This window comes from Luteibacter yeojuensis (genome assembly GCF_011742875.1).
GTDB lineage: Bacteria > Pseudomonadota > Gammaproteobacteria > Xanthomonadales > Rhodanobacteraceae > Luteibacter > Luteibacter yeojuensis.
This window is the reverse complement of record NZ_JAAQTL010000003.1, coordinates 156,750-172,681: the sequence shown is the minus strand read 5'-3', so window position 1 is coordinate 172,681 and position 15,932 is coordinate 156,750. Positions and strand designations below refer to the sequence as shown.

18 protein-coding genes are annotated in these 15,932 nt (G+C 67.8%); 12 read left to right on the top strand and 6 right to left on the bottom strand.

The window, feature by feature from the left end; genetic code table 11:
- Window positions 1–20: 20 nt before the first annotated feature.
- The 5 genes from HBF32_RS18335 to tsaD form a co-directional block, all read right to left on the bottom strand.
- Complete coding sequence (locus tag HBF32_RS18335; RefSeq protein ID WP_166701242.1) at window positions 21–875, bottom strand: DUF6159 family protein; 855 nt, start codon at window positions 873–875, stop codon at window positions 21–23.
- Window positions 876–1,022: 147 nt separating this feature from the next.
- Window positions 1,023–1,517 (bottom strand): 2-amino-4-hydroxy-6-hydroxymethyldihydropteridine diphosphokinase, encoded by a 495-nt coding sequence (folK, locus tag HBF32_RS18330; RefSeq protein ID WP_166701241.1) that lies wholly within the window; start codon window positions 1,515–1,517, stop codon window positions 1,023–1,025.
- Between the two features lies 1 nt (window position 1,518).
- The gene (locus HBF32_RS18325; RefSeq protein WP_166701240.1) at window positions 1,519–2,784 is read right to left on the bottom strand and encodes a mechanosensitive ion channel family protein; all 1,266 of its coding nucleotides are present in this window, start codon (window positions 2,782–2,784) and stop codon (window positions 1,519–1,521) included.
- Entirely contained in the window at window positions 2,781–3,140 is a 360-nt protein-coding gene (gene folB, locus HBF32_RS18320; protein ID WP_166701239.1) for a dihydroneopterin aldolase, read from the bottom strand. Before folB ends, HBF32_RS18325 begins: the two co-directional genes overlap by 4 nt.
- Window positions 3,141–3,239: 99 nt before the next feature.
- Window positions 3,240–4,280 (bottom strand): tRNA (adenosine(37)-N6)-threonylcarbamoyltransferase complex transferase subunit TsaD, encoded by a 1,041-nt coding sequence (gene tsaD / locus HBF32_RS18315; RefSeq protein WP_166701305.1) that lies wholly within the window; start codon window positions 4,278–4,280, stop codon window positions 3,240–3,242.
- A gap of 66 nt (window positions 4,281–4,346) precedes the next feature.
- Between tsaD and rpsU the strand changes: the two genes are divergently transcribed.
- The 5 genes from rpsU (at window position 4,347) to HBF32_RS18290 (ending at window position 7,980) form a co-directional block, all read left to right on the top strand.
- Window positions 4,347–4,562 (top strand): 30S ribosomal protein S21, encoded by a 216-nt coding sequence (gene rpsU / locus HBF32_RS18310; protein ID WP_029213735.1) that lies wholly within the window; start codon window positions 4,347–4,349, stop codon window positions 4,560–4,562.
- 135 nt (window positions 4,563–4,697) lie between these two features.
- A complete protein-coding gene (locus HBF32_RS18305; protein ID WP_166701238.1) occupies window positions 4,698–5,141 on the top strand; it encodes a GatB/YqeY domain-containing protein in 444 nt (147 codons plus the stop codon).
- Window positions 5,142–5,305: 164 nt separating this feature from the next.
- Entirely contained in the window at window positions 5,306–5,479 is a 174-nt protein-coding gene (locus tag HBF32_RS18300) for a DUF1328 domain-containing protein (protein WP_166701237.1), read from the top strand.
- Between the two features lie 52 nt (window positions 5,480–5,531).
- Window positions 5,532–7,274, top strand: coding sequence for a DNA primase (gene dnaG / locus HBF32_RS18295; RefSeq protein WP_166701236.1), 1,743 nt, complete (start codon window positions 5,532–5,534; stop codon window positions 7,272–7,274).
- A gap of 91 nt (window positions 7,275–7,365) precedes the next feature.
- The gene (locus tag HBF32_RS18290; protein ID WP_166701235.1) at window positions 7,366–7,980 is read left to right on the top strand and encodes a DedA family protein; all 615 of its coding nucleotides are present in this window, start codon (window positions 7,366–7,368) and stop codon (window positions 7,978–7,980) included.
- A 113-nt stretch (window positions 7,981–8,093) separates the two neighbouring features.
- Here HBF32_RS18290 and HBF32_RS18285 read toward each other — a convergent pair whose 3' ends face one another.
- Window positions 8,094–8,969, bottom strand: a complete 876-nt coding sequence (locus HBF32_RS18285) for a LysR substrate-binding domain-containing protein (RefSeq protein WP_166701234.1) — start codon at window positions 8,967–8,969, stop codon at window positions 8,094–8,096.
- Window positions 8,970–9,072: 103 nt separating this feature from the next.
- On the opposite strand from HBF32_RS18285, the gene HBF32_RS18280 reads away from it, so the two are divergent.
- From HBF32_RS18280 to HBF32_RS18255, 7 genes are read left to right on the top strand one after another with little or no spacing between them, the layout of a single operon-like run.
- The gene (locus tag HBF32_RS18280) at window positions 9,073–10,071 is read left to right on the top strand and encodes a 2-dehydro-3-deoxygalactonokinase (protein WP_166701233.1); all 999 of its coding nucleotides are present in this window, start codon (window positions 9,073–9,075) and stop codon (window positions 10,069–10,071) included.
- A 29-nt stretch (window positions 10,072–10,100) separates the two neighbouring features.
- The gene (locus HBF32_RS18275) at window positions 10,101–11,087 is read left to right on the top strand and encodes an arabinose ABC transporter substrate-binding protein (RefSeq protein WP_166701232.1); all 987 of its coding nucleotides are present in this window, start codon (window positions 10,101–10,103) and stop codon (window positions 11,085–11,087) included.
- 2 nt (window positions 11,088–11,089) lie between these two features.
- Window positions 11,090–12,616 (top strand): L-arabinose ABC transporter ATP-binding protein AraG, encoded by a 1,527-nt coding sequence (gene araG, locus HBF32_RS19130; RefSeq protein ID WP_193570552.1) that lies wholly within the window; start codon window positions 11,090–11,092, stop codon window positions 12,614–12,616.
- Between the two features lie 3 nt (window positions 12,617–12,619).
- Entirely contained in the window at window positions 12,620–13,621 is a 1,002-nt protein-coding gene (araH, locus tag HBF32_RS19125; RefSeq protein WP_193570551.1) for an L-arabinose ABC transporter permease AraH, read from the top strand.
- Window positions 13,621–14,514: an SMP-30/gluconolactonase/LRE family protein gene (locus tag HBF32_RS18265; protein WP_166701231.1), complete on the top strand. Its 894-nt coding sequence runs from the start codon at window positions 13,621–13,623 to the stop codon at window positions 14,512–14,514. Before araH ends, HBF32_RS18265 begins: the two co-directional genes overlap by 1 nt.
- On the top strand, window positions 14,511–15,314 hold the full coding sequence (locus tag HBF32_RS18260; RefSeq protein WP_166701230.1) for an SDR family oxidoreductase: 804 nt from the start codon (window positions 14,511–14,513) through the stop codon (window positions 15,312–15,314). Before HBF32_RS18265 ends, HBF32_RS18260 begins: the two co-directional genes overlap by 4 nt.
- A 5-nt stretch (window positions 15,315–15,319) precedes the next feature.
- On the top strand, window positions 15,320–15,931 hold the full coding sequence (locus HBF32_RS18255; RefSeq protein ID WP_166701229.1) for a 2-dehydro-3-deoxy-6-phosphogalactonate aldolase: 612 nt from the start codon (window positions 15,320–15,322) through the stop codon (window positions 15,929–15,931).
- Window position 15,932: the final 1 nt, after the last annotated feature.

The window sequence follows — 15,932 nt, the reverse complement described above, 5'->3', positions numbered from 1 at the left end:
TTCCTGCGAAGACAGGTAAATCAGTTCTTCTGGCGGAACGCCGATTCGAGCAGCGCGCGGTCGAAGCCCTGGCCCGGATCGCCCTGGTCCGCGTAACGGTAAAGCGCGGCGGAGTACACGCCATGCATCGCCGTCTGGAACAGGCTGAGGGCGATGAGCGCGATCACCGCGACCACGCCCACGGCGACCATCAGGGCGATCGACTTCGTGGCCGCCGCCGCGAAGAACAGGACGCCGCTGACGAAGATGAGGCAGAAGGTGAGGATGCCGCCCGCCACGCCGATGCCGGCGTTGCCGATCAGGTTTTCGCCCCAGGTCTGCTTCAGCAGCGAGGTGCTGCGTTTCACCGCGTCGACCGGACCCACGTCCTGGGCGGCGAGCACCGGCACGACGAGGAAGGTGGCCACCGTCCAGCCGAGGCCGAGCAGGCCGGCCACGATGCGGCCGACGAAACCGAGGCGCTCCTGCAGCGCGCGCAGGATCATGCCCACCGTGGCGGCGATGAGGGCGTAACCGATGATGTTCGGCAGCTTGCCCATGGCGGTGCGGATGCCGTCGCCGAGGGTCGGGTTGCCGCCGTCGAGACGGATGAGCGCGGCCGACGCGAGCGCGACGTTGAAGAAGATCACCACACCGTACTGCACGAAATAGAACAGGAAGCTCACCAGCATGAAGAGCGGCGAGACGTGCTGGCGCTGGCCCTCGAAGTCCGCGTGGTGATGGGCGAACAGCGTGTATACCGGCCATGCGAAGGTGGCCACCACCACCAGCGATGCCAGGCCGGCCAGCAACGGAAAGAGCATCAGCTCCTTGTCCTGGCGAAGGATGGTGGCGCTGGCCTTCATCAGCGCCCAACTACGAGCGAACTTACCCATTTCCTTGTGTCCCCGTGGTCCGATGTGGAAGGCGTTGTAGCATCTTGCCGGGAGCCCCGCCAGTTCCCTGCCGCTCGCCCTGTAGGAGCCGCACAGCGGGGAGGGAGCCTGCCTCAGTGGGGTCAGCGCCTCGTGGGCTTCTCGCCGCTATGGCGGCTCCCGCAGCTCGGCCAGTCCCAGCGGCTCCGTTTCGGCAGGAAACGCCGACCACAGTTCCGCCATGGTCGTTCCGCTGACCGGATGACGCACCCCGGGAGCGATATCGGCCATCGGCTTCAGCACGAACGCGTGGCGCAGTTCGCCGCGCGGTATCTGCAGGTTGCCCTCGCCGCTCAGCACGAGGTCGTCATAGAGGACGATGTCGATATCCAGCGTCCGGCTGGCGTAGCGCTCGCCGCCGCGGATACGACCGTGGCGGTCCTCCAGCGCATGCAGCCAGTCGTTGAGCGCTTCGGGCGCCAGGTCGCTGTCGAGGCCGACGGCCAGGTTGAGGAAATCCGGACCGTCGAACCCCACGGCCGCGCTGCGATACACGGGCGATACGTCCAGCGCCCCGAAGCGGGCGCGCAGTTCGGCGACGGCGAGGCCGAGCCAACGCTCGGCGTCGATGTTGGAACCGAGACTCAGGTAGGCACGTCCCACCTCAGGCACCCTCCGGCACGGCGGGGCGGACACCGGCGAGAACGTCGCGCACGTCGCCGCCCGACGGCTGCTGGAACGGACGCAGACCGAACTCGGGGAGGATGGCGATGAGGTGATCGAAGATGTCGGCCTGGATGCGCTCGTAATCGAGCCAGACCACCGTGTTCGTGAAGCAATAGACTTCCAGCGGAATGCCCTGCGCCCCGGGATCGCGCATGCGCACCATGCGGGTCATCCGCTCGTGCACGTCGGGATGCGCCGCGAGGTAGGCCTCGGCGTAAGCGCGGAACGCGCCGATATTGGTCTGCCGGCGCCGGTTCACCGGCAGCTTGCCGGGTTCGCCCAGCGCCTCGTTCCAGCGCCGGATGTCCTCGCGCTTGCGTTCGAGGTACGCCTTCAGCAAGTGCACGCGGCCGAACCGTTCGATCTCCTCGTCTTCGAGGAAACGCACGCACGCCGCGTCCACGAACAGCTCGCGCTTGATGCGGCGCCCGCCGGACTCGGCCATGCCGCGCCAGTTCTGGAACGATTCGGAGATCAGCTTCCAGGTCGGCACGGTGACGATCGTGCGGTCGAAATTGCGCACCTTGACCGTATGCAGCGTGATGTCGATGACGTCGCCGTCGACACCGGCGGAAGGCATCGTGATCCAGTCGCCCACGTGCAGCATGTCGTTGGTGCTGAGCTGGATGCCCGCGACGAAACCGAGGATCGTGTCCTTGAATACCAGCAGCAGGACCGCCGACATGGCGCCGATGCCGGAAAGCAGCAGGCCGAGGCTCTGGTGGGTGAGCTTGGTGATCACCAGCACCAGCGCCACGATCCACAACGCCAGCTGCAAGAGCTGCACGATGCCCTTGATGGAGCGTTTGCCGGCCGGTGTCGCGCTGTAGAGCGATTCGAAGGCGAGCAGCGCACGGCCCATGGCCGAGATGACGCAGACGATGATCCAGCACACGGCGAGGTTGCGCACGAAGGCACCCACGCCATCGCTCACGGGCAGCAGCAATTCGATGCCGTAGTACACGACGATGCCCGGCAGCATCCGTGCCAGCCAGCGGAAACTCCCGAATTCGTAGAGCGCGTCGTCCCAGCGCCAGTGCGTGTGCCGCGTGGCGGCGCGCACGACGCGGTGCAGGAAGAGGCGACCGAGCAGATCCACGAGCCAGGCCAGGACGACCAGTCCGGCCACCAGCACCACCCGCCGCCACACGGGCGAGGGAATGAGTTCGTCGAGGAAGGTCTGGATGTGCTGCGGTTCGATCATGCCGGGCGCGTGCCTCGTTCGATGCGCACGCCGACCGCCTTCGCGCCGCGTACCGCGCCGGGCTTGGACAGCTTCAGTCGCACCCAGGCCACGCCGAATTCCTCGCGCACGATATCCGCGCAGCGTTCGGCGAGCGTTTCGACAAGACCGAAGCTGGAGCCTTCGACGTAGGCCTGGAGGCGCCTGGAGATCGACTTGTAGTTGAGCGTGTCGGCGATGTCGTCGCTGGCCGCGGGGCGACGGTTGTCGAAGGCCATCTCGAGGTCGAACGACAACGTCTGCCGGATGCGACGCTCCCAGTCGTAGATGCCGATGACCGCGTCGATGCGCAGGTCTTCGATGAAGACGATGTCCATGGGGATAGGGCGGTAAAGAGGGATTACAGGGTCGACGACGAAAGGCGATCGCGCAAGCGTTCGGTTGTAGGAGCCGCTCCAGCGGCTCCTACGGGATGTCTATGCCGCCGGCAGGGTTTCGAGGTTCCAGCGCGGAAACACCTGGATGGTTTCGTCCTGGTGCTGGCCCGCAGCCAGGCGGATCGCCCCGGCCAGGGCGATCATCGCGCCGTTGTCGGTGCAGAACGCCAGCCGCGGGAAATAGACCCGGAAACCGTCGGCGGCACCGGCCTGAGCCAGCTGCTCGCGCAGGCGCTTGTTCGCGCCCACGCCACCGGCGATCACCAGCCGCTTCGCGCCTGTGGCCTCCAGCGCGCGCCGGCACTTGATCGCCAGCGTGTCGACGATGGCCTCCTCGAACCCGCGGGCGATGTCGGCACGGGTCTGCTCGCTCTTATCGGAGGCCTGCCAGGCCAGCAGGACCTGGGTCTTCAGCCCCGAGAAACTGAAGTCCAGCCCAGGCCGGTCGACCATCGGACGCGAGAAACGGAAACGACCGGGCGTGCCTTGCTCGGCCAGTTTCGCCAGCGCCGGGCCACCCGGATAAGGCAGGCCCATGAGCTTGGCCGTCTTGTCGAAGGCCTCGCCCGCGGCGTCGTCCAGGGTATCGCCGAGGATCCGGTACTGCCCGATGGCCTTGACCTCCACCAGCATGGAGTGTCCGCCGGACACCAGCAGCGCCACAAAGGGCGGCTCCGGCGGATCGTCCTCGAGCAGCGGCGCCAGCAGGTGGCCCTCCATGTGGTGGACGCCGATGGCCGGTACGCCCAGCGCCCAGGCCATGGCCCGGGCGGCGGAAGCCCCGACCAGCAGGGCGCCGACAAGGCCCGGCCCGGCCGTGTAGGCCACGCCGCCGAGGTCGGCCGGGGTCAGCCCGGCGGCCTTCAGGGCTTCCCGCAGCAGGGGGAGCAGCTTCCGGACATGGTCGCGGCTGGCCAGTTCGGGCACCACACCGCCGTACTCGGCATGCAGGGCGATCTGGCTGAAAAGCGCATGGGACAGCAACCCCCGGCCCGGCTGGTCCGGGTCCCAGCGGAGCAGGGCCACGCCCGTCTCGTCGCAGGAGGTTTCCACGCCCAGTACGGGCTTTGAATTTCTCATCTCGATCACGTTATAATCCACGGCTCACCCGGATTCACCGGGTCAGTTTAATCAAGTGGAGTTTCCATGCCGAGCGTTAAAGTCCGCGAGAACGAGCCGTTTGAGCTTGCCCTTCGCCGCTTCAAGCGTACGTGCGAGAAGGCTGGCGTGCTGGCCGAAACGCGCAAGCGCGAATTTTACGAAAAGCCGACCCAGGAGCGTAAGCGCAAGCGCGCCGCTGCTGTGAAGCGTCACCTGCGCCGTCTGTCCCGCGACACGACGCGCCGGACCCGCATGTACTGATGATACCCCGTCCGGCCTCGCGGCCGGCGTGGTACCGCGGCTGGCGCGTTCCCGCAGCCACCGCGATCAGGCGGAAATCCCGAGCCGGCTTTGCCGAAAGGTGAAGCCGGCTTTTCGTCGTCCCGGAGAAAAAACATGAGCCTCAAGGCAAAGATCACCGAAGACATGAAGGCCGCCATGAAGGGCGGGGAAAAGGACCGCCTCGCGGTCATCCGTCTGGTCCAGGCCCAGATCAAGCAGCGCGAGGTCGACGAACGGATCGAGCTGGACGACGCCCAGGTGCTGGCCGTGCTCGAGAAGATGCAGAAGCAGCGCCGCGATTCCATCGAGCAGTACGACAAGGCCGGGCGCACGGACCTGGCCGACGTGGAGCGCTACGAGATGGGCGTCATCGACGGCTACCTCCCGGCCAAGTTCAGCGAGGCCGAACTGGACGCCATCATCGACTCGGCCATCATCGAGGCGGGTGCCACCACGGCCCGCGACATGGGCAAGGTCGTCGCCCTGGTCAAGGAAAAGGCCGCCGGCCGCGCCGACATGGCCTCCGTGGCGGGTAAGGTGAAGGCCAAGCTGGCCTGACAACACCTTGCAGGAGCCGCTATAGCGGCGAGAAGCCAATAGAGCACTGAAGCGGCGAGGCATCGTCCCCTCGCCGCTGTAGCGGCTCCTACAGGGTCCAGCGTTCACGACCCTCCCACAGTCGCCCCCGCATCCTCCCCGCCGCCCCCAAAGGAGGAATGCCCATGCTCAAGTACGCCATCATCTTCGGCCTGATTGCCCTGGTCACCGGCGCGCTGGGCTTCAGCCGGGTCTCCGGCGTGGCTGCGACCATCGCCAAGGTCTGCTTCGCCATCTTCCTGATCCTGTTCGTGATCGCCATCCTCGCCATGATCGGCGTCTTCAAGATGGCCTTCTGAGTCATTTCCCGGACTCCATACGGAAGCGGATGCATGGCATCCTAGGGGACTGATGCGTGGCCGGATTCCCGACAACTTCATCGATGAACTGCTGACCCGCGTCGACATCGTCGACGTGATAGAGCGGCGCGTGCCCCTGAAGAAGGCCGGCCGGGAGTGGACGGCCTGCTGCCCGTTCCACAACGAACGCTCTCCCTCGTTCTACGTGAGCCCGCAGAAGCAGTTCTTCCACTGCTTCGGCTGCGGCGCCCATGGCAGCGCCATCAAGTTCATCATGGACTACGACCGCCTCGAGTTCCCCGACGCCATCGAGGAACTGGCGCAGTCGGTGGGCATGAAGGTGCCGTACGAAGGCGGCCGCGACGACAAGCCGCGCGAGGACCGCAGCGACCTCTATACCCTGCTCGACGAGGCGGCCTCGTTCTACCAGCGCGAGCTGGGCAACAGTCCCGAGGCCCGTGCCTACATCGACCGCCGCGGGCTCGACGACGAGACCGTGAAGCGCTTCCGCATCGGCTGGGCGCCCGCGGGCTTCGACGGCGTGATGAAGGCGCTGGGCACGACCGATCGCCGGCGCCAGCTGCTCAACGAAGCCGGCATGGTCGCCAGCAACGAACGCGGCAACCGCTACGACCGCTTCCGCGAACGGGTGATGTTCCCCATCCTCGACCGCCGCGGCCGTGTCATCGCCTTCGGCGGCCGCGTGCTCTCCTCCGAGCAGAGCCCGAAATACCTCAACTCGCCCGAGACGCCCCTGTTCCACAAGGGGCGCGAACTGTTCGCCCTGTGGCAGGTGAAGCAGGCCCACCAGCACCTCACCCGGATCATGGTGGTGGAGGGCTATATGGACGTCATCGCGCTGCACCAGGCGGGCCTGCCGATCGCCGTGGCCACGCTGGGCACCGCAACGACGCCGGAACACGCCGAGGTGCTCTTCCGCGCGGCCCCGGACGTGTACTTCTGCTTCGATGGCGACCGCGCCGGCCGCCAGGCCGCCTGGCGCGCGCTGGAATCGATCCTGCCGCGCATGCGCGACGGCCGCCAGGCGCACTTCCTCTTCCTGCCCGACGGCGAGGACCCGGACACGCTGGTGCGCAAGGAAGGCAAGGACGGCTTCGAGCAGCGCATGAAGAACGCGATGCCGATGTCGGAGTACTTCTTCGAGGAACTCGGCCGCGACGTCGATACCAGCCGGATCGACGGCAAGGCCCGCCTGGCCGAGCGCGCCCGGCCGCTCATCGCGAAGCTTCCCGACGGCGCCTTCCGCGACCTGATGGCGCAGGAGCTGCAGCGCCGCACCGGCGCGCGCGCCGTGCTCGACGCCGAGCCCGAACCGGCACGCAAGCTTCCCGCCCGCCCCGCGAACGTGCAGCGCAGCCTCGTCCGCAGCGCGATCACCCTGCTCCTGGCCCAACCTTCGCTGGCCGAAGACGTCGAGCCGCCCTACCCCTTCCTGCGCCTCGACCGGCCGGGCGTGGGCCTGCTCGCGGAACTGATCGACGTGGCCCGTGCCCGACCGGGCATCAACCCGGCGGTGCTGGTCGAGCACTTCCTCGACCGGCCCGAGTACGGCTCGCTGCAGAAGCTGATGCAGGCCGAGGTGATCGGCGAGGCGGAAATGCAGCGCGTGGAGTTCCTCGACGCCCTGGCCCAGATGCAGCGCCAGGTCACCACGCAGCGCCGCGAGTACCTCATCGCCCGCAGCCGCGAAGGCGTGCTCGACGATACCGAGAAGGCCGAGCTGCGGGTGCTGCTCGCCGCCCGCGCCGCACCGGCCGCGGCGGACGGCGAATGATGCGCCGCACCGCGTTCCTAACGCGATCCATGGGATCATCCCGCCTTCGTGCATCCAAAGGACCGGCAACGCCCGGGTACGTGCTCCACTGATGGACCTGCTCAACGACCTCGTCGATTTCTTCGGAAGGAACGGCTACCTCGCCGTCTTCTTCGCGCTGATGCTCTGCGGCGCGGGATTGCCCCTGCCCGAGGACATCAGCCTGGTCGCGGGCGGCATCATCACCGGCTTGGGCTACGGCGACGTGCACACCATGGTCGGCGTGGGCATGGCGGGCGTGCTGGTGGGCGATTCCACGATGTTCCTGCTCGGCCGCCATTTCGGCGGACGGATCATGAGCTGGCGCCTGGTCGCGCGGCTCCTCACGCCCGAGCGCTACGCGAAGGTGCAGGAGAAGTTCGAGCGCTACGGGAACCGCATGATGTTCGTGGCGCGCTTCCTCCCCGGCATGCGCACCGCCGTGTTCATCACCGCCGGTGCCACCCATCGGGTGGGGTTCTTCCGTTTCCTGCTGCTCGACGGCCTCGCCGCGGCCATCAGCGTGCCGATCTGGGTCTACCTCGGGTACTTCGGCGCGCACAACCACGAGTGGCTGGCGATGTGGATCCGCCGCGGGCAGACCGGGGTGTGGCTGGCCATCTTCGCGGCCGTCGCGGCGCTCGGCGTGATCTGGTGGCGGAAGCGGAAGACGGCGCGGGATTGTTGAGTCGCGCTCTGTGTGGGAGCCGCTTCAGCGGGAATGGGTGCTCGGGGCAGGCTGGGCTGCTGCCGCGGGATCGCCGGCATAGCCGGCGCCCACAAGGTATGGCGCATCGAACCCTACGGGGTGGCGTCCAGTTCGGCGAATAGCCACGCCCTGAACAGCCCTGTCTCCTCCCGAGACTCCGCCTCGCGCGACACGGCCAGGTAATACGTGTGCTGCAACGGCACCTCGAGCCGGAACGGTTCGACGAGGCGCCCGGCGGCCAGGTCGTAGGCCACCAGCAGTTCCTGTGCCAGGGCCACGCCCTGCCCTTCGATGGCCGCCTGCAGCATCATCGTGCCGTCGCCGAAGCCCATTTCGCGGGACACGGGGCCAGGGGTCACGCCCGCGCGCTCGAACCACTGGTCCCAGCCGATGGCCGGGGCGGCGCGGCGACCGGGACGTTCATGCAGGAGCATCTGGGTCGGCAGCGCGTCGGGGCCACGCAGCTGACCGGCGAGGCCCGGCGCGCACACCGGGGTGTAGCGGCTGACGGCGAGGATCGACTGCTCCATCCCTTCGGCCAGCCGGTCGTCCACGGCAAGATCCCAGCCACCGCCCTCGCCACCGTCGGTGACCACCTCGACGGCGATATCCGGATGCCTGGCGAAGAAGCGGAAAAGGCGAGGCACCAGCCACTTCGTTCCGAAAGTCGGAGGCACGGAGACGCGCAGCGAGGCACTGCGCTGGCCCCGAACCTGGTCCGTGGCCTGTTGCAGTGCACGAAAAGCATCGCGGATGCGGGGGAAATAATTCTGTCCCGCCGCCGTCAGCTTCAGTCGATTGTTGCTTCGCACAAACAACGGCGTGCCCAGGTAGGCTTCCAGCAATTTGACCTGCGCGCTGACCGCCGCAGGGGTCAGCGACAACTCCTCGGCCGCCTTCGTGAAGCTCGAATGCTGCGCTGCAAGCTCGAACACGCGCACGGCGTTGAGAGGTAGCGAGCGCTTCATTGCATGGTCATCAAGAAAAATTTGGGGAAGGCCGAAGAAATTCTAGTTTGCCTGCCCGGGCGGCCCACGCCAAGAATCGGTGGCGACCTCGAACGGATCCGCGATGAACATCCTCACCATCGACACCGGCACCACCAACACCCGTGTCAGCGTGTGGCAGGACGGCAACGTCGCCGGCCAGGCCGCGCGGCAGGTCGGCGTGCGCGATACCGCCATCACCGGCAGCAAGGCGAAGCTCGAGGAAGGCGTGCGCGAGACGATCGCGGATGCCCTCGCCACGGCGAGCCTGGACGCGGCCGACATCGGCCGGGTGCTGGCTTCGGGCATGATCACCTCCAACATGGGCCTGTGCGAGATTCCGCACGTGGTGGCCGCCGTCGACATCGACGGCCTCGCCGGCGCCATGCGCGAAGCCCACCTGCCGAATGTCTGGCACGACCCGATCTGGTTCGTGCCGGGCGTACGCAACGCCGTGGAGCACATCGGCCTGCACAATTGCGAGGCCATGGACATGATGCGTGGCGAGGAGGTGGAATCCTTCGCGCTGGTGGAACGCCTGGGCCTCGACGAGCCCACCGTGATCGTGCTGCCCGGCTCGCACTCCAAGTTCGTGAGCATCGACGCCGCACGCCGCATCGAGGGTTGCGTCACCACCCTCGCCGGCGAACTGCTCCACGTCATCTCGCACGACACGATCCTCGCCAGCTCGCTGAAAGAAGGGTTCGCCCAGCGCATCGATGCGGAGATGCTGCTCGCGGGCGCCGCCTCGGCAAAGAAGATCGGCCTGGGACGCGCCTGCTTCAGCGTGCGCATCCTCGACCAGTTCGCGGTATACGATGCGAACGCGCGCGCGAACTTCCTGCTCGGCGCCGTGCTCGGTTCGGACCTTCTCACCCTCAAGAATTCCAGCGCGATCCGGATGAGTCCCGGCACGCGCTTCGTCGTCAGCGGCAAGCCGATCCTGCGCGAAGCGATCGCGAGACTGGTCGAAGGCGACGACTTCTTTTCCGGCACCGTCACGGTGCTCGGCGACGACGAGCAGCGCGACCTCGCGGGCCACGGCGCCATCGCCGTGGCCCGCCGCCGCGGGCTGGCCGGGTAATTCCCCATGCGTTTCACGAGGAGCAGCACATGAAGATGAAGATCGCCCTTGGCCTCACGGCGCTTGCCCTGGTTCTATCCGCCTGCTCCTCCTCGGGCTCGAACGACCAGGTGAAGATCGGCTTCGTGGTGAAGCAGCCGGAGGAACCCTGGTTCCAGGACGAATGGAAGTACGCCGAGCAGGCGGCAAAGGAAAAGGGCTTTACCCTGGTGAAGATCGGCGCGCCCGACGGCGGCCAGGTGCTCACCACCATCGACAACCTGAAGGCGCAGCACGCCCAGGGCTTCATCATCTGCACGCCGGACGTGAAGCTCGGCCCCTCCATCGTCGCCAAGGCGAAGGCCGACGGCCTCAAGCTGATGACCGTGGACGACCGGCTCGTCGACGGCAGCGGCAAGCCCATCGACTCGGTGCCGCACATGGGCATCTCCGCCTCGAAGATCGGCGAACAGGTAGGCCAGGCGATCGCCGGGGAAATGCAGAAGCGCGGTTGGAAGCCGGAGGAAACCGGCGCGCTCCGCGTCTCCTACGACCAGCTGCCGACGGCGCGCGACCGCACCGACGGTGCCGTGACCGCGCTCGCCGCGGCGGGCTTCCCGAAGGACAACGTCGTCAACGCGCCCCAGGCGAAGACCGACACCGAGAACGCCTTCAACGCCGCGAACATCGCGATCACCCAGCATCCGAACTTCAAGCACTGGGTGGCCTTCGGCCTCAACGACGAGGCGGTACTCGGCGCCGTGCGCGCGGCGGAAGGCCGCGGCTTCTCCGCCGACGACATCATCGGCGTGGGCATCGGCGGCAGCAAATCCGCGCTCAACGAATTTTCCAAGGCACAGGCCACCGGCTTCTTCGGCAGCGTGCTCATCAGTCCGAAGCGCCACGGATACGAGACCTCGCTGAACATGTACGAGTGGATCAAGGACGGCAAGGCGCCGCCCGCGCTCACGCTCACCACGGGTCGCCTCATCACCCGCGCCAACGCGGACGAGATCCGCAAGGAAATGGGACTTTGACGATGGCCGACGCCCCGCGCCTCGAGTTCCGCCGCATCGGGAAGACCTTTCCCGGCGTGCGTGCGCTCGCCGAGGTCGGCTTCCAGGTACGCGCCGGCAGCGTGCACGGCCTCCTCGGCGAGAATGGCGCGGGCAAGTCCACCATGATGAAGATCCTCGGCGGGGAGTACGTCCCCGACGAGGGCGAAGTCGCCATCGACGGCGAGACGATGCACTTCCGCAAGGCGGCCGACGCCATCGACGCGGGCGTGGCGGTGATCCACCAGGAACTGCAGTACGTGCCGGAGCTCTCGGTCATGGAGAACCTCCTGCTCGGCCGCCTGCCCACGCGATTCGGACTGGTCGACCGCCGCCGCGCGCTGGCCTGGACGCGCGAGCGACTCGACGCCCTGGGCGTCGACCTCGATCCGCGCGCGAAGCTGAAGCAGCTTTCGATCGGCCAGCGGCAGATGGTGGAGATCGCCAAGGCGATCCTGCGCGACGCCAAGATCCTCGCGCTCGACGAGCCCACCAGTTCCCTGTCGCACCGCGAGACCGACGTGCTCTTCCGCCTCGTGCGCGACCTGCGCGCGCAGGGCAAGGCGATGATCTACATCTCGCACCGCATGGACGAGATCTTCGAACTCTGCGACGCGGCCACGATCTTCCGCGACGGCCGCAAGGTGGCCGACTTCGACACGCTGGAAGGCATCACGCGAGACACGCTGGTGCAGCGCATGGTGGGCCGCGAGATCAGCGACATCTTCGGCTACCGCCCCCGCGAGCAGGGCGAAGTGCGGCTTTCCGTGAGGGGCGTGACCGGTCGCGCGCTGCCGGCACCGGTGAGTTTCGACGTGCGCGCAGGCGAGATCGTCGGTTTCTTCGGGCTCGTCGGCGCCGGGCGCTCCGAAATCATGCGCGTCGTCTACGGCGCCGACCGCCGCACCGCCGGCGAGGTGCTCGTGGACGGGGCGCCGGTCAGGCCCTCGCACATCCGCGACGCCATCCGCCACGGTCTCGTGCTCTGTCCCGAGGACCGCAAGGAAGAAGGCATCATCGGCGTGCGCTCCGTGGCGGAAAACATCAACATCAGCGCGCGGCGCAACCACCTCACGGCGGGCTTGTTCGTCAACGACCGCATCGAGGCGCGCACCGCGGACAGTTACATCGAGCGCCTGCGCATCCGCACGCCGCACCGCCGCCAGGAAATCCGCCTGCTCTCCGGCGGCAACCAGCAGAAGGCGGTGCTTTCGCGCTGGCTGGCCGAGAAGGACCTGCGCGTACTGATCGTGGACGAGCCCACCCGGGGCATCGACGTCGGCGCGAAGAACGAGATCTACAACGTGCTCTACGAACTCGCCGCGCGGGGGGTGGCCGTGGTCATGATCTCCAGCGAACTTCCCGAGGTGCTCGGCGTTTCCGACCGCGTGGTCGCCATGTGCCACGGTCGCATCACCGCCCAGTTCGACCGCGCTTCGGCCAACGAGGAGAACGTCCTCGCCGCCGCCCTGCCCGAGAGCGCGGGAATCACTCTTCCAAGGAACGCCTGACCCATGACCGAGTCCAACGCCGCCGCCATCGCCGCGACTCGCGGGACGCCCGAGGCACGCCGCCGCGCCCTGCTCTGGCAGCTCGTCGACGACTACAGCCTGATCGGCATCTTCATCGTGCTGTTCGCCGTGCTCAGCGTGACGGTGCAGTACTTCTTCTCCTGGGACAACGTGGTCGGCCTCGCCCTGTCGGTCTCGCAGATCGGCATGGTCTCCTGCACCATGATGTTCTGCCTGGCCTCGCGCGACTTCGACCTCTCCGTGGGCTCCACCGTGGCCTTCGCCGGCGTGTTCTGCGCCATCGTCTCGAACGCGACGGGCAGCGTGACGCTGGGCGTCGCCGCCGCGCTCGTGGCCGGTGCGCTGGTGGGCTTCGTCAACGGCGCGGTGATCGCCAAGCTCAGGATCAATGCCCTGATCACCACGCTGGCGACCATGGAGATCGTGCGCGGCCTCGCCTTCATCGCCTCGCACGGCCAGGCGGTGGGCGTGAGCAGCGAGGCGTTCTTCACACTGGGCAGCTCGCAAGTGCTCGGCCTGCCGGTACCCGTCTGGATCACCCTCGCCTGCTTCGTCGTCTTCGGCGTGCTGCTCAACAAGACGATCTACGGCCGCAACACGCTCGCCATCGGCGGCAACCCCGATGCGGCCCGCCTCGCCGGCGTGGCGGTGGATCGCGTGCGCATCGCGATCTTCCTCGTCCAGGGCCTGGTCGCCGCGCTGGCGGGCGTCATCCTCGCCTCGCGCATGACCAGCGGCCAGCCGAACGCGGGCGAGGGCTTCGAACTCAACGTGATCTCGGCCTGCGTGCTGGGTGGCGTGTCGCTCATGGGCGGCCGTGCGACCATCAGCGGCGTGATCGTCGGCGTCCTCATCATGGGCACGGTGCAGAATGCGATGAGCCTCATGAACATCGACGCCTTCTACCAATACCTCGTGCGCGGCGCGATCCTCCTGATCGCGGTGCTCGTGGACCAGCTCAAGAACCGCAGGCAATCCCGCTGATGACCGATCCCTTCAAGCCGATCTCCCCGCAGCGCCAGGCGCACGCCGAAGGCGTGATCTGGGACGACCTGGCGAACCTGGTCCGCTGGACCGACATTGCCACCTCGAGGCTGCACGCCTACGACCCGGCTACCGGCGCCCTTTCCGAATCCGTACTGCCGGCGCGCCTGTGCTGCTTCGCGCTCACCCATGTCCCCGGGGTGCTGCTGCTGGCACTGGAGAAGCAACTCGCCCGCTACGACACCCGTGACGGTACGCTGCACGTGCTCGAGGACATCGAGCCGGACCTCACGGGCATGCGCGCCAACGACGGCCGTTGCGACCGCGGCGGCAACTTCGTCTTCGGCACGCTCAACGAGCGCGGGCCGGAGAAGATCGCCTCGTTCTGGCGCTACACGCACGACGGCAAGCTGGGCCGCCTGGCGCTGCCGAAGGCGGCGATCACCAATAGCATCTGCTTCAGCCCGGATGGCGGCACGATGTACTTCACCGATTCGCCCACGGCGCAGATCATGGCCTGCGATTACGACGCCGCGAGCGGCGAGGTGGATCGCATCCGCGTCTTCGCCGAGCTGCCGCCGGGCCTCGAGCCGGACGGATCGACGGTCGACGCCGAAGGCTTCCTCTGGAACACGCAGTGGGGCGGTTCGCGCGTGATCCGCTACGCGCCCGATGGCAGCTTCGACGCCGTGATCGACCTGCCGGCACGGCAGCCGAGCTGTGTGACCTTCGCTGGCCCGGCGCTGGAACGCATGGTGATCACGTCGGCCCACGTCGGGCTCGGCCCGGCCGTCCTGGAAGACGAACCCGCCAACGGCGCCATCTTCATCGGTACGCCGCCGCGCGGCCGCGGACTGCCGGAAGCCCGCTACGGCCATGGAGTGAGCGCATGACACAGCGGCCGGATCCGCGTACCACCCCGCTGCCCCGGCTCGCCGGCAAGGTGGCCATCGTCACCGGTGCCACGCAGGGCATCGGCGCCGCCACCGCGCGCCTGTTCGCGGCGCACGGCGCGAAGATCGTCCTCAACGTGCTCGAGGACAACGCGCAGGCGCGCGCGACCCTCGCCGGCCTCGATACCGACGAGGCCATGCTCTTCGAGGCGGACGTGACGGATCCCGTCGCCATACGGCGCATGGTCGCCGCGGCCACCGAGCGCTTCGGCGCGCCGGACGTGCTGGTGAACAACGCCGGCATCAACGTGTTCAACGACCCGCTGTCGCTCAGCGACGAGGAATGGACGCGCTGCTTCGAGGTCGACCTCAAGGGCGCCTGGAACTGCGCGAAGGCCGTGCTGCCCGGCATGCTCGGACTGGGCCGGGGCAGCATCGTCAACATCGCCTCCGTGCACGGCCACAAGATCATCCCGCACTGTTTCCCGTATCCGGTCGCCAAGCACGGGCTGATCGGCCTGACCAAGGCGCTTGGCATCGAGTACGCCGCGCGCGGCATCCGGGTGAACTCGATCTCGCCGGGGCTGGTGCTCACGGCCATCGCCGAAGCCGGCTTCGCCGCCGCGCCCGATCCCGAGGCCGAACGCCGCAAGCAGACCGAGATCCTGCCGAACAAGCGCATCGGCGAGCCCGAGGAGATCGCTTACACCGCGCTCTTCCTCGCGTCCGACGAGGCCCGCTACATCAACGCCGCCGATATCACGATCGACGGCGGCCGCTCCCAGCTCTACCACGAGTGAACGCCATGGCCTGGCCCACCGCCCTACCCCTCATCGCCATCCTCCGCGGCGTCACGCCGGAGGAGGTGGTCGCCCACGTCGAGGTGTTGCTCGAGACGGGGTTCGACGCCATCGAGGTACCGCTCAACTCGCCGGACTGGCAGCGCAGCATCCCGCTGGCGCTGGACGCCGCCGGCGACCGCGCGCTGGTCGGCGCCGGCACCGTGCTCACGCCCGAGGCCGTGGATGCCGTGGCCGACCTGGGCGGCCACCTGCTGGTCACCCCGAACACCGATCCGGCGGTGATCCGCCGGGGCCGCGAGCGCGGCATGTACACGTCCATCGGGTTCACCACGCCCAGCGAGGCCTTCGCGGCCCTGGCGGCGGGTGCGCAGTCCCTCAAGCTCTTTCCGGCATCGCAGTGGGGCCCGGGCTACGTGAAGGCCATCCGCGCCGTCCTGCCCCCGGATGTCCCCCTGCTTGCGGTCGGCGGCGTCACGCCGGAGAACATCGGCCAGTTCCTCGACGCCGGCTGCATCGGTGCGGGGCTCGGCGGCGACCTGTATAAAGCGGGACAGTCCGTGTCGCGCACGCGAGAGCGCGCGCAGGCCTTCGTCAAAGCCTATCGCTCGGTATAAG

What these genes read in the sequence shown, in the direction of transcription:
- HBF32_RS18335 (WP_166701242.1), bottom strand. Translation starts at nt 875, where the DNA reads ATGGGTAAGTTCGCTCGTAGTTGGGCGCTGATGAAGGCCAGCGCCACC.
- HBF32_RS18325 (WP_166701240.1), bottom strand. Translation starts at nt 2,784, where the DNA reads ATGATCGAACCGCAGCACATCCAGACCTTCCTCGACGAACTCATTCCC.
- folB (WP_166701239.1), bottom strand. Translation starts at nt 3,140, where the DNA reads ATGGACATCGTCTTCATCGAAGACCTGCGCATCGACGCGGTCATCGGC.
- tsaD (WP_166701305.1), bottom strand. Translation starts at nt 4,280, where the DNA reads ATGAGAAATTCAAAGCCCGTACTGGGCGTGGAAACCTCCTGCGACGAG.
- rpsU (WP_029213735.1), top strand. Translation starts at nt 4,347, where the DNA reads ATGCCGAGCGTTAAAGTCCGCGAGAACGAGCCGTTTGAGCTTGCCCTT.
- HBF32_RS18305 (WP_166701238.1), top strand. Translation starts at nt 4,698, where the DNA reads ATGAGCCTCAAGGCAAAGATCACCGAAGACATGAAGGCCGCCATGAAG.
- HBF32_RS18300 (WP_166701237.1), top strand. Translation starts at nt 5,306, where the DNA reads ATGCTCAAGTACGCCATCATCTTCGGCCTGATTGCCCTGGTCACCGGC.
- dnaG (WP_166701236.1), top strand. Translation starts at nt 5,532, where the DNA reads ATGCGTGGCCGGATTCCCGACAACTTCATCGATGAACTGCTGACCCGC.
- HBF32_RS18290 (WP_166701235.1), top strand. Translation starts at nt 7,366, where the DNA reads ATGGACCTGCTCAACGACCTCGTCGATTTCTTCGGAAGGAACGGCTAC.
- HBF32_RS18285 (WP_166701234.1), bottom strand. Translation starts at nt 8,969, where the DNA reads ATGAAGCGCTCGCTACCTCTCAACGCCGTGCGCGTGTTCGAGCTTGCA.
- HBF32_RS18280 (WP_166701233.1), top strand. Translation starts at nt 9,073, where the DNA reads ATGAACATCCTCACCATCGACACCGGCACCACCAACACCCGTGTCAGC.
- HBF32_RS18275 (WP_166701232.1), top strand. Translation starts at nt 10,101, where the DNA reads ATGAAGATGAAGATCGCCCTTGGCCTCACGGCGCTTGCCCTGGTTCTA.
- araG (WP_193570552.1), top strand. Translation starts at nt 11,090, where the DNA reads ATGGCCGACGCCCCGCGCCTCGAGTTCCGCCGCATCGGGAAGACCTTT.
- araH (WP_193570551.1), top strand. Translation starts at nt 12,620, where the DNA reads ATGACCGAGTCCAACGCCGCCGCCATCGCCGCGACTCGCGGGACGCCC.
- HBF32_RS18265 (WP_166701231.1), top strand. Translation starts at nt 13,621, where the DNA reads ATGACCGATCCCTTCAAGCCGATCTCCCCGCAGCGCCAGGCGCACGCC.
- HBF32_RS18260 (WP_166701230.1), top strand. Translation starts at nt 14,511, where the DNA reads ATGACACAGCGGCCGGATCCGCGTACCACCCCGCTGCCCCGGCTCGCC.
- HBF32_RS18255 (WP_166701229.1), top strand. Translation starts at nt 15,320, where the DNA reads ATGGCCTGGCCCACCGCCCTACCCCTCATCGCCATCCTCCGCGGCGTC.